Below are 11704 nucleotides of genomic sequence, written 5' to 3'. Positions count from 1 at the left end.
CCCCGCGTCCGTCCGGGGCGTCGCCGCGGCGCGCCCGGCGGCGCTCCCTCGCGCCCTCCACGAGGTTGTAGAGGGTCGGGAGGACGAGCAGGGTCAGCACGGTCGAGGACACGAGTCCGCCGATCACCACGATCGCGAGCGGCTGGGAGATGAACCCGCCGTGGCCGGTGATCCCGAGTGCCATCGGGGTCAGCGCGAAGATCGTCGCGAGCGCGGTCATGAGGATCGGGCGCAGTCGCCGCGATCCCCCCGCGATCGTCGCGTCGTGGGCGCTCATCCCCTTCTCGCGGTACTGGTTCACAAGGTCCACGAGCACGATCGCGTTCGTCACGACGATGCCGATGAGCATCAGCACGCCGATCAGCGACGCCACCCCGAGGGGAACGCCCGTCACGATCTGCAGCAGGATCGCCCCGGTCGCAGCGAACGGCACCGACACCAGCAGCAGCAGCGGCTGACGGAGCGAGCGGAACGTCGCCACCATGACGATGTACACGATGAGGATCGCCGCGAGCATCGCGATCCCCAGCTGGACGAACGCGTCCTGCTGCTGGGTGAGCACCCCGCCCAGCTTCGCGTCTGCGCCGGAAGGCAGCTTCGCGTCGTCGATCGCGGCGGTCACGGTCGCGGACGCGGCGTTCAGGTCGTCGCCCTCGGGGGTGACGGTGATGGTCGCCGTGCGCTGCCCGCGCTGGGTGGTGATCGACGCGGGGCTCTCGCTCTCCTGCACCGCAGCGATCTGGTCCAGGCGCAGCATGCCGAACGGCGTCGGCACGGCGAGGGCCTTGAGCTCGTCGATCGTCGCAGGCGGGTTCGCCGACTGCAGATAGACCGTCAGCGAGGATCCGTCGATCTCGACCGTGCCGACCTGCTGCGGGCGCATCGCCTGGGAGACCATCCCGCCGACCGCGACCTCGCTCAGACCGTACGTCGCCGCCGCGGCCCGATCGACCTGCACGGCCACGAACGGCAGGGATGCGGACAGGTTGCTCGAGACCTGACGCACGCCGTCCGCATCGGTCAGCTCGGCGACGAGGGCGTCGGTCGCCGTCGCGAGGGTCTCGGAGTCCGGCGCGGACACGTCGATCTCCACGTCCGAGGACGCGAAGCCGCCTCCGCCGGCGGCGACCGTGATCTCGCCGACGTCCGCCAGGTCCTTCACCGCTTCCTGGACGTCGGCGCGGACCGTCTCCTGGTCGGCGTCGGCATCGGTCGTGATGGAGTACGTGACGCCCGACCCTCCCCCGGAGAACGCGTCGCGCAGCGCCGAGCCGCTGGAGCCGATCGAGACCTGCACGGTCTCGATCCCGGGGACGTCCTTCAGCGCCTCCTCCACCTTCTGCGCGGCGGCGTCCTCCGCCTCCAGACTCGGCGCCTCGCCGAGCGACTGCGTCATCGTGAACGTGTTCTGTCCGGAGTCGCCGAGGAAGTTCACCTTCATCAGCGGCGCGGCGGCGATCGTCCCGACCAGCACGACGACGGCGAGGCCCAGGGTCGCCCAGGAGTGGCGGAGCGTCCATGCCAGGATCGGAATGTACGACTTCTGCAGCCGCGAGGGCGGGGCGTCCGGGTGCTCCGGATCGATCGCCCGGCCGTCCGCGTCGAGCAGCGGCTTGCCCGGTCGCAGGAACCAGTACGCGAGCACGGGCACGATCGTCAGCGCGACGAACAGGGACGCGGACATCGCGATGGTGACGGTGAGCGCGAACGGACGGAACAGCTCGCCGGTCATGTCGCCCACGAACGCGATCGGCAGGAACACCGCCACGGTGGTCAGGGTGGACGCGGTGATCGCCATCGCGACCTCGCGCACGGCGAGGAGGATGGACGCCTGCTTGTCGGCGTCGCCCACGTAGTGGCGCTTGATGTTCTCGATCACGACGATGGAGTCGTCCACGACCCGCCCGATCGCGATGGTGAGCGCGCCGAGCGTGAGGATGTTGAGGGAGTAGCCGAAGGCCTGGATCCCGATGAAGGTGATGAGCACGCTGGTCGGGATCGAGATCGCGGTGACGAGCGTCGAGCGCACCGACAGCAGGAACACGAGGATCACGACCACCGCGAAGACCAGGCCGAGCAGACCCTCCTGCGCGAGCGACTCGATCGACTGCTGGATGTACGGCGCCTGGTCGAAGACGGTCGTGAAGGTCGCGCCGTCCAGGTCGTCCGCGAGGCTCGGGAGCAGCTCCGTCACGGCGCGCGAGACGTCGACCGTGTTCGCGGAGGGGAGCTTGGTGACGGCGATCGTCAGTGCCGGCTCCCCGTCCACGCGCGAGATCGACGTGACCGGGTCGTCCGCGAGCTCGACGCTCGCCACCGCGCCGAGAGTCGTGGGCGTCCCGACCAGCGGCAGCGCCTGGAGCTGCTCGACGGAGGTGAGCTTGTCCCCCGTCTGCACGGTGAGCGTCTCGTCGCCCTGCGTGATGGAGCCACCGGGGAAGAGCGCGCCGTTCTGCTCGAGCGCGTCCCGGATCGCCTGCGGCGTCGTCCCGGCCTGGGCCAGCGCCGCCTGATCCGGCGTGATCGTGATGCGCTTGCCCTGACCGCCGACGAGCGAGGCGGCGTTGACCCCGTCCAGGTCCTCGATCTTCGGGATCACCGTGTCGGTGATCCGCTGCTGCGCGGCGTCGGCGTCGTCGAAACCGGTCACGGCGAGCTGGATGACGGGGAAGTCGTCGATGCTCGCGGCGATCACCTGCGGATCGACGTCCTCGGGCAGCTGCGCCTTGATCCGGCCGATGGCCTGCGTGATCTTCTGCTCGGCGGTCGCGAGGTCCGTGCCGTACGCGAACGAGGCCTGGATGATCGAGGCGTTGGCGGTGCTCGTCGCGGTCGACGAATCCAGTCCGGGCACGCCCTGGATGGCCGTCTCGATCGGCGTCGACAGGTCGTTCTCGACGACCTCCGGAGAGGCGCCGGGGTACTGCGCGACGATCGCGAGCTGCGGGAACTCGATGGACGGGATGAGCTCCTGCTTCAACGTGGTCAGGGAGATCCCGCCGAAGACGGCGGCGACGATGGTGATGAGCGCGATGAGCGCGCGGTTGCGGAGACTGAGGACGGCGAGCTTGGACACGGATGCTCTCTCGGTTCAGGATGCGCGGGCGGGGATATCGGACGCGGAGGGGTCGGCGGCGCCGGGGGAACGTCCCGTCTCGCCGAGGATCGCGGCCAGGCCGGCCTCAATCGTCGGCTCGTCGGGGGGAGTGTCGCTGATCAGAGAATGCCACAGGACGCCGTCGATGAAGATCGCGGCGGTCTCGGCGCGACGCGGACCGTGCACCGGCTCGAGGAAGCCGGCCATGCGCGCCCACCAGCGCCGCGCGAGCTCACGCACGGACGGGTCGTGCACGGCGGCGGTCACCACCGCACGGTCGGCCTGGAGAGTGCGGGCGTCGGCGAGCGCGGCGACGAGAAGGCGCGTGATCGACCGGGCGCTCGCCCCCTGCTCTTCCAGCGCGACCCGGACGCCGTCGACGCGCGCGTCGATCTCCTCGGCGAGGTGCGCGAGGGCCGCCGCGCGCAGATCGTCGAGCGTGTCGAAGTACTGGGTGGTCGCGCCGAGCGGGACGCCGGCACGGGCGGCGACCATCCGGTGCGTCATGGCGTCCACGCCGACCTCGGTCACGAGCTCCGCGGCGGCGGTCACGATCGCGCGGCGGCGCGCCTCGGGATCCCGCCGTCGCCGCACCTGTCCCATTCCGCGCCTCCCCTGGTCTGTACGTTTGTACATTAGGCGCTTGTGCCCGGGCTGAGAGCGGTCCCGCCCGCGGGGTCGGGGCCGGGTCGTCGATACGATGGAGACCATGCAGCTGAGCGCGGACGACCGACGATTCCTGGACCTGGCGATCGAGCAGGCCCGGATCGGATGGGACGAGGGCGGCATCCCGATCGGCGCGGCGCTCGTGCACCGCGGTGAGGTGCTGGCCGTCGGCCGCAACCGCCGGGTGCAGATGGGCAGCGTCATCCGCCACGGGGAGACCGACTGCCTCGAGAACGCCGGGCGCCTGCCCGCGAGCGTGTATCGGGAGAGCGTCCTCTACACCACCCTCTCGCCGTGCTACATGTGCGCCGGGACCGCGACGCTCTACGAGATCCCCCGCATCGTGATCGGTGAGAACCGCTCCTTCCAGGAGTCGGAGGACTGGCTCCGCTCGAACGGCAAGGAGCTCGTCGTCGCCGACGACGAGGCCTGCATCGCCCTCATGGACCGGATGATGACCGAGCGTCCCGAGCTCTGGGCCGAGGACATCGGCGTCGAGGCGAGCGACCTCGGCCCCCGCGCGTGAGCGCTCCCGGTCGGACCACCGGTCCCTCCGAGGAGGAGGCCGCTCCGCCCGCTCCCGTGGATCCGGACTATCCGGTCACCCCCGTGCCGCGACACGCGCGCAAGGGATTCTTCTCCCTCATGGTCGTGCTGCTGGGCTTCACGATCTTCACGCCGACGATGCTGGCGGGGGCGACGCTCGGCACGTCCTTCGGACTCAGCGACCTGCTGCTCATCATCCTGCTCGGGTCCCTCGTGCTGGGCGCCTATGTGGCCGTGCTGGGCTGGATCGGAGCCCGCACGGGGCTCACGACGGTGGTCATGGCGCGGTACGCGCTCGGCACCCGCGGCTCCAAGCTCGCCTCCGTCCTTCTGGGCGGGACGCAGATCGGCTGGTACGGGGTGGTGATCGGGACCATCGGCGACCTCACGGCGCAGGCGTTCGGGTGGGACTCGTATCCCGCCCGTGCCGCGATCATGGTCGCCGTCAGCGCGCTGATGTGCGCCACCGCCTGCTACGGGTACCGCGGCATGTACTGGGTGTCGCTCGTCTCCACGCCCCTCGTCCTGATCCTCGCCTTCTGGGTGATGTTCCGCTCCCTCGACGAGGTGGGCGGCTGGGCCGGGCTCGCCGCGATCCACCCGACCGCGTCGATGTCCCTCGCCGCCGCCGTGACCACCGTGGTGGGCACCTTCGTCTCCGCGGGCACGCAGGCGCCGAACTGGACCCGGTTCGGGCGCACGGGCGGACAGGCCGTCGTCGCGTGCCTCGTCGGGTTCCTCATCGGCAACGGCCTCATGATCTTCTTCGGCGCGATCGGGGCGATCACGTTCGGCGAGGGCGACTTCGTGCTGGTGCTGTACCAGCTGGGACTGGTCGGCTGGGGGCTGTTCCTGCTGTTCGGCAACCTCTGGAAGTCGAACGCGGACACCGCGTACGCGTTCGGGGTCGCGGGCGCGGAGCTCTTCGAGAAGCCGAGCAAGATCCCGTTCGTGATCGGCGGGTCCGTCATCGGCACGGTCCTGGCGCTCGCCGGCGTGCACGAGCACCTGCCGCAGTATCTGGGCCTGCTCGGCACCTTCATCCCGCCGCTCGGCGGCGTGATCGTCGGCGACTACCTGGCCCGCTGGCGGCGGACCCAGATGCCCGAGGGTGAGCCGCTCCCGCGGGTCAATCCGGTGAACCTCGCCGCCTACGCGCTCGCGTGCGCAGCCGCCTGGGTGTCCGGGCAGACCGGGTTCGGGATCCCGCCCGTGATCGGCATCCTCGTCGCGCTCGTGCTGTCGATGGCGCTGTCCCGCCTCTCGCCGCGTCGTCCGCGCTGACCCGCCCACCGGTCGTCGACCGAGGAGGGCAGCGAGTCCCGGTCGTTGAGCGAGGAGCGCAGCGACGAGACGAAATGTCACCCGGCCCAGCACGTTTCGACTCGCTCCGCTCGCTCAACGACCGAGGGGATCACCGCACCGGTCGTTGAGCGAGGAGTGCAGCGACGAGACGCCCCGGCTCAGCGCAGCGCGGCGCCGGTCGCGAGTCCGGCGATGGCGGCGAGGATTCCGGCCACCAGCATGCCGGCGGAGTGGAACAGTGCCGCGCCGCGCTCCCCGTCGCGCCACAGCGCGACGACGTCGAGCATCGCCGTGCTGAACGTCGTGTACCCGCCGAGGAATCCGGCGCCGAGGACGAAAGTCGCGTCCGACGGCAGCTGGGCGGTGATCCAGCCCAGGGCGAAGGATCCCGAGACGTTGATGAGGAAGACGCCCCACGGGAAGCGCGCGCCGACGAGGCGGGCGACACCCCGGTCGACGAGGTAGCGGACCACGGCCCCGGCTCCCCCGGCGAGCGCCGCGACGGCGAACAGCAGCGGCGTCATGCCCGCCCCCTCCGCGGCCGGGCGATGCGCAGGCCCGCGGCTGCGGCGGCGATCCCGAGGATCACGCTCCCGACCGCGTACGCGGCCGCGAGCCAGGGCGCCGTCTCGGCGAGCGTGATCGTCCCGACGGTGAAGGCACTGTAGGTCGTGAACCCGCCCAGCAGCCCGGTGCCGAGGAACAACCGCATCCCCGACGAACCGGGAAGGCGCGCCGCGACGAGCCCGAGGCAGAAGGCACCGAGCAGGTTCGCGACGAGGATGGGGACGGGCAGGCCGTCGGACTCGGGGATCACGAGCCCCAGACCGAGTCGCGCGGCCGTCCCGATCGTGCCCCCGGCTGCGACGAGCAGCACGGGCGCGAGTCGGGAGCGGGTCACGCCCGCCACTCTATTCCCGCGGGCGGCACAGAACCGACCCGACCGACCCGGTCCGCAGAGGGAGGGCCGGAGCGAACCGCGCCGATGTCCACGGCGCGGACGCACGAGGCGACGACGCAGGACGGGGCGCCGCAGGCTCTCGGCCCGCGGCGCCCCGTCCTGCCACGCCGGTGCACGGCTACAGGTTCGCCTCCGCGTAGACGCGGAGCGCGTCGCGGACGAACTCGGCGCCGCGGGTGCTCCCGTCGGACGTCGCGTAGTTCGCGCCGAAGCGCGGGTCGGCGACGTACATCTCGCCGAGGCCGATCACGTACCCCTTCACGTCTCCGCCGGGAACGGCGGCGGGCGTCCCGGGGACCCCCGTGAGCCACTCCACGTGGCGGCGGGCGAGGCTCTGCGCCTCCTCGGAGGCCGGATCGATGCCGCTCTCCGCGGCCGCGATCCAGTCGCGACCGAGGTCGGAGACGCGCTGCTGCCACGCGGCGCGCTCCTCGTCGGACATCCCCCGCCACCAGCGGTCGCCGTCGGCGTACGCCTGGGTGCCCCAGCGCTGCTCGACCTCGTCCTTGTACTGCGTGTGGTCGAAGCCGTCGAACATGTTCTCTGCCATGAGGTTCTCACCTCCTCTCAATGCGGTGATGGTGTTCTCGACCGACGCGATCTGCCGCGTCAGCCGGTCCTGCTCCTCGCGCAGCCACGCGAGGTGCGTCTCGAGCGCGGAGGCCTCGGAGTCCGAGGCCCGGGACGCGCGCGACGGATCGAGCACGGTCGCGATCTGCGGCAGTCCGAGCCCGAGCTCGCGCAGCAGGAGGATCCGCTGCAGACGCACGAGCGCGCGCTCGTCGTAGTGCCGGTACCCGTTCGGGGCGATCCGCGTCGGCGGGAGCAGCCCGATGTCGTCGTAGTGACGCAGCGTCCTGCTCGTCGTGCCGGCGAGGCGCGCGATCTCCTGGATCGACCAGTCCCGACCTGCCATCTCGTCTCCTTCCCGTGTCGATGTCTCCACGGTAAAAGTTGACGTAGCGTCAATGTCAAGCCCGGCTCCGCGCACCCTCTTGACAAGATCGAGATATATCGTGTTACGCTCATCGGACACGATATATCTCGATCGCCACGACAGGAGAACCCCATGACCGAGAAATGGCTCATCGCCCCCGGTGAGGAGCGCGTCATCGACATCGAGAGCGCCGCCCGCCTGAAGATCGGCCTCGTCGGCGGCCAGATCGACGTCATCGCCCACGACGAGCCGGGCATCCGCATCGAGGTGCACGGCGTCACGACCAAGGACCTGCGGATCGAGTCCGACGGGTCGGAGGTGGAGATCGACCACCCCCAGCTGGGGTGGGACAACTTCCTCGAGGTGTTCCGCAACTTCGGCTCCGGCGGCCCCAAGGCGGAGGTCAGCGTGGCCGTCCCCCGCGGCATCGCCCTCACCCTCGGCGTCGTCAGCGCCGGCGCCCTCGTCTCGGGCATCGAGAAGGACGCGCGCCTGAACACCGTCTCCGGCGACATCATCGTCGACACCCACACGGGCGACCTCACGATCAACTCGGTCTCCGGCGACGTGCAGGTGCGCGGGCTGGCCGGCTCCGCCAACGCCAACAGCGTCTCCGGCGACATCGCGCTCACCGGTACGCTGCGCAAGGCCACCATCGACACGGTGTCCGGCGCGATGGTCATCGACGCGACCGGCCCCGTGAACACGGTGAACCTGAACAGCGTCTCCGGCAACGCGACCATCCGCCTCGACGAGGGCCTGGCCGCCAACTACGTCCTGCGCTCGATGAGCGGACGCCTGCTCGTGGACGGCGTGGATCGCGGATCCAGCGGCCCCACGAACTACACGGGGCGCACCGGCGAGCTCGCAGGATCCTTCGTGGACCTGCGCACCAACACCGTCTCCGGCGACGTGACCGTGCTGCGCCGCAGCGCCGCCGAGGACCCGGTCGCCTTCACCGCCGACGGGGAGGACCTGCTGTGAGCCCCGCGGTCTTCTCGCACGGCGACCTGCGCCTGTACCTGCTGTCCCTGCTCGCGGAGTCGCCGCAGCACGGCTACGGCATCATCCAGGCGCTCACGGATCGCACGGGCGGGACGTACACCCCGAGCGCGGGCACGATCTATCCCCGGCTCGCGAAACTGGAAGAGGAGGGGCTGGTGACGAAGACCGTCGACGGACGCACCTCGATCTACGCGATCACCGACGCCGGACGCGCCGAGCTCGCCTCCCGGGAGGACGACATCGCCGGGATCGAGGCGGGGCTGGCGGACTCGGTGCGCCTGATCGCCAACGAGGTGCGCCAGAGCGTGCAGGACGCCATGAAGAGCCTCCGGGCCGATCTCGCCTCCGCCGCCCACGACGAGCGCATCGCCTCGGCGTCGCGCCCGCGTCCGCGCTCCGCGTCCGACGACGCCCGGTTCACCAGCCGGGAGCAGCTCCACCGCGCCGACGCCGCGATCAACGCCTTCCGCGCACGGGTGCGCACCGATCTGCGGACGCATGTGGCCCGCGGCGGAGTGCTGTCCGAATCGGTCGTCACCGATCTCGAGGAGGCGCTCGACGCCGCCGCCCGCGCGGTGACGATCGGCATCACGCCCCCGCCCGGTCGGTGAGCGAGCGCCAGCGAGACGAATCGCCGACCCGGCGCGCGCTACTCCGTCCAGATCTCCTTCTGGTCGTCCGGGACGGGGTCCTCCAGCGGCACGACGAGGATCGGGCGGGACTGACGATGCGAGAGCCGCGCGGCGACGGATCCGGTGAAGAACTCGCGGATCGACTCCCCGAGTCCGCGACGCCGCGTCCCGACCACGATGAGCTGCGCGTCGAGCTTGCCGGCGAGCTGCTTGATGGCCAGGGCGGGATCGCCCACGAGCTGACGGGCGGTCCAGGTGAGGCCGGTGCCGGCGAGCGCCTCCTCGGCGGCGGCGCGGACGCTCTCGAACTCCGCGACGCCCGCGTCGATGTTCATGTCGATGGGGGCGGAGTGGACGTAGCCGTCGGGATCCTCGTAGGTCACGAACCGCGTGACGTCGACGTGCACGACGACCAGCGGGACGTCGAGGAGACGGGCGTAACGGATCCCCTCCGACAGCACGCGCGCCGGCTGATCGGGCTGCATCGCGACGATCACGGCGTGGTGCAGCCGGGGGTTCTGGAGGTCGTCCTCGTTGGGGGTGGGGGCGGTGTCGGACACGTCATCACTTCCCTTCGCTGGCGCGATCGAGGCCGGGGGCCCTGGCCTCCGTGCTATCCTGAATGCTACTCTTACCGGCCGCGAGCCGGTGCCGTGAATAAACATCGGGCCCCGTTCCGCCCGCTGCTTACAGTAAGGGGGTCTCGCGCATGGGCCGTGGCCGTCAGAAGGCAAAACACACGAAGATCGCCCGCGAACTCAAGGCGTACAGTCCGGACGTGAACTACGCCGCGTTGGAGCGCGAGCTCGGTCACCCGCAGAGCGACGAGGACGCCTACGTCGACAAGTGGGCCGACCAGTACGCGGACGAAGACGAGGACGAGCTCGAGCGGGCGTGACCTCCCTCGACCCGTCGCCCTGACCGGCGAGCCGCAGCGCTCACCGGTCAGGGCTTCCTCGTTGTCCGGGACAGAGCGCCCCTCGTCCTCGGCGCCGCCCGGCGCCTGGGAGGATGGACGACATGCCCCACCGCGCCCCCGCTCGCGTCGTCGCCCTGTATCGCCATCCCGTCAAGAGCTTCACTCCGCAGTCGTGCGACTCCCTGACGGTCCAGGCCGACGGCCGGATCGCAGGCGACCGGGTTCTGGCGTTCCGCTTCGCGGACGCGACGCAGCCGGAGGACCGGGACGGCCTCGACCGGTGGGCGAAGTCCAAGGGCCTGGCGCTGCAGGAGTTCCCCTCCCTCGCCGCGCTCCGGCTCGACTACGACGACGAGGCGCTCCGCGTCCGCATCAGCCGGGACGACGCCGTGCTCGTCGACGCCGGGCTGGATGACGCCGGCCGCGCCGAGATCGAGTCCGCGGTCACCGACTACGTCCTGGCGTCACCGGAGGGCAGGCGCCTGCAGCGTCCCGGCCGCCTCCCGCTCTCCCTCCTCGGCGACGGCATCGCCTCGCGCTTCCAGGACCAGGCCCGTGGGTACGTGACGCTGCACAGCAGGGAGAGCGTCGCGGCGCTCGGCGGAGCGCTCGGCCAGGAGGTCGACGACCGGCGCTTCCGCTCGAACGTCGTGATCGAGGGCGTCGGCGCCTGGGACGAGCTTGAGTGGCAGGGGCGCCTGCGGATCGGCGAGGTCACGTTCACGCTGGAGGGCACGCTCGCCCGATGCCTCGCGACCCACGCGAACCCCGACACGGGCATCCGGGACGCGAAGGTGCTGACGACCCTGACGACGGCGTTCGATCAGCCCGAGCCGACGCTCGGCCGCATGCTGCTCCCCGTCGGCGACAGCAGCGGCCGCGTCGGCGACGCCGGCAGCGCGGACTCCCCGGTCAGCGGCGTGATCCGCGTCGGCGACGAGGTCCTCCTCGCCTGATCCGCGCCCGTGGGCTGACTCCGCTCCCCTCTCCCCGCGCCCCTCGCCTCACTCCCGTCGCCCGCGTTCGCGCTCGCCACATCAGGCGATCACGCGACATCAGGCACACTCACCGCAGATCTGCCTGTTCTCGCGCGTCTGCCTGTTCTCGCGTCTGCCTGTTCTCGCGTCTGCCTGTTCTCGCGCGTCTGCCTGTTCCGACGCATTGGCACGAGGGCGCGCGGCACGCGGAGCGGCGGGGACACGGCTCAGTCGGTCGCCGCCTGCCAGATCGCCGAGCCCGTGCGCGATTCCTTCGGGACCGTCCGCATCAGCCGCGGGCCATCGCCGTCGATCCAGGACGCCGACGGGACGAACCGGTGAAGATAATCTCCGGCACCGGCAAGAGCGAACAGGAGTGCCTGGACGTCGTCGACGCCGTGGAACGTCATCTCCTGGAGCACGGTGCCGTCCGCGCGCACGAGGCGATACGCTGCGGACGCTTCGAAATCGTCGTCCACGAACCAGAACTCCACCGCCAACGATCCGTCGTCCGTCTCCAGCCCCCGCCGTGCGATGAACCGATCCGCCGCGTTCACCATTGCCCCCCTTGCTCGCCCGGTCCGACGCGGCGCGTCGTCCTGGACCGAGGCTAGAGGGCCCGAACGCACAGGTCTACGGCACCCCCGCCGAAATACCGA

At 70.9% G+C, this 11704-nt stretch carries 13 protein-coding genes; 6 read left to right on the top strand and 7 right to left on the bottom strand.

Annotated elements, in window-relative coordinates; all coding sequences use genetic code 11:
- Together MR1_RS09295 and MR1_RS09290 are read right to left on the bottom strand one after the other, a co-directional pair.
- Positions 1-3076 (bottom strand): efflux RND transporter permease subunit (locus MR1_RS09295; RefSeq protein ID WP_067245357.1); only part of this gene is annotated, 3076 nt, incomplete at its 3' end.
- Between the two features lie 15 nt (positions 3077-3091).
- Positions 3092-3700 carry a TetR/AcrR family transcriptional regulator gene (locus MR1_RS09290; protein WP_067245354.1) on the bottom strand — a complete coding sequence of 203 codons (609 nt, stop codon included), beginning with the start codon at positions 3698-3700 and terminating at the stop codon, positions 3092-3094.
- A 106-nt stretch (positions 3701-3806) separates the two neighbouring features.
- On the opposite strand from MR1_RS09290, the gene MR1_RS09285 reads away from it, so the two are divergent.
- Positions 3807-4289 carry a nucleoside deaminase gene (locus tag MR1_RS09285; RefSeq protein ID WP_067245371.1) on the top strand — a complete coding sequence of 161 codons (483 nt, stop codon included), beginning with the start codon at positions 3807-3809 and terminating at the stop codon, positions 4287-4289.
- Positions 4286-5593: a cytosine permease gene (gene codB, locus MR1_RS09280; protein ID WP_067245351.1), complete on the top strand. Its 1308-nt coding sequence runs from the start codon at positions 4286-4288 to the stop codon at positions 5591-5593. Before MR1_RS09285 ends, codB begins: the two co-directional genes overlap by 4 nt.
- 179 nt (positions 5594-5772) lie before the next feature.
- Here codB and MR1_RS09275 read toward each other — a convergent pair whose 3' ends face one another.
- From MR1_RS09275 to MR1_RS09265, 3 genes are all read right to left on the bottom strand, one after another.
- Entirely contained in the window at positions 5773-6138 is a 366-nt protein-coding gene (locus MR1_RS09275; RefSeq protein ID WP_067245349.1) for a fluoride efflux transporter FluC, read from the bottom strand.
- Entirely contained in the window at positions 6135-6515 is a 381-nt protein-coding gene (locus MR1_RS09270) for a fluoride efflux transporter FluC (protein WP_067245367.1), read from the bottom strand. Before MR1_RS09270 ends, MR1_RS09275 begins: the two co-directional genes overlap by 4 nt.
- Before the next feature lie 178 nt (positions 6516-6693).
- Complete coding sequence (locus MR1_RS09265; RefSeq protein WP_067245346.1) at positions 6694-7491, bottom strand: MerR family transcriptional regulator; 798 nt, start codon at positions 7489-7491, stop codon at positions 6694-6696.
- A 153-nt stretch (positions 7492-7644) separates the two neighbouring features.
- On the opposite strand from MR1_RS09265, the gene MR1_RS09260 reads away from it, so the two are divergent.
- Both MR1_RS09260 and MR1_RS09255 read left to right on the top strand, forming a co-directional pair.
- Positions 7645-8496, top strand: coding sequence for a DUF4097 family beta strand repeat-containing protein (locus tag MR1_RS09260; protein WP_067245341.1), 852 nt, complete (start codon positions 7645-7647; stop codon positions 8494-8496).
- Positions 8493-9128 (top strand): PadR family transcriptional regulator, encoded by a 636-nt coding sequence (locus tag MR1_RS09255; protein ID WP_067245338.1) that lies wholly within the window; start codon positions 8493-8495, stop codon positions 9126-9128. Before MR1_RS09260 ends, MR1_RS09255 begins: the two co-directional genes overlap by 4 nt.
- Before the next feature lie 38 nt (positions 9129-9166).
- Here MR1_RS09255 and MR1_RS09250 read toward each other — a convergent pair whose 3' ends face one another.
- The gene (locus MR1_RS09250) at positions 9167-9634 is read right to left on the bottom strand and encodes a universal stress protein (RefSeq protein WP_067245364.1); all 468 of its coding nucleotides are present in this window, start codon (positions 9632-9634) and stop codon (positions 9167-9169) included.
- A 224-nt stretch (positions 9635-9858) separates the two neighbouring features.
- On the opposite strand from MR1_RS09250, the gene MR1_RS09245 reads away from it, so the two are divergent.
- Together MR1_RS09245 and MR1_RS09240 are read left to right on the top strand one after the other, a co-directional pair.
- Positions 9859-10047 (top strand): DUF3073 domain-containing protein, encoded by a 189-nt coding sequence (locus MR1_RS09245; protein WP_067245335.1) that lies wholly within the window; start codon positions 9859-9861, stop codon positions 10045-10047.
- Positions 10048-10169: 122 nt separating this feature from the next.
- Positions 10170-11024 carry an MOSC domain-containing protein gene (locus MR1_RS09240; protein ID WP_067245333.1) on the top strand — a complete coding sequence of 285 codons (855 nt, stop codon included), beginning with the start codon at positions 10170-10172 and terminating at the stop codon, positions 11022-11024.
- Between the two features lie 248 nt (positions 11025-11272).
- On the opposite strand, the gene MR1_RS09235 is transcribed toward MR1_RS09240, so the two are convergent.
- On the bottom strand, positions 11273-11605 hold the full coding sequence (locus tag MR1_RS09235; protein WP_067245330.1) for a hypothetical protein: 333 nt from the start codon (positions 11603-11605) through the stop codon (positions 11273-11275).
- Positions 11606-11704 lie beyond the last annotated feature (99 nt).

It is taken from the genome of Microbacterium resistens NBRC 103078, from assembly GCF_001552355.1.
GTDB lineage: Bacteria > Actinomycetota > Actinomycetes > Actinomycetales > Microbacteriaceae > Microbacterium > Microbacterium resistens.
The sequence above is the reverse complement of the archived record's forward strand: the minus strand, read 5'-3'. Positions and strand labels throughout refer to the sequence as shown.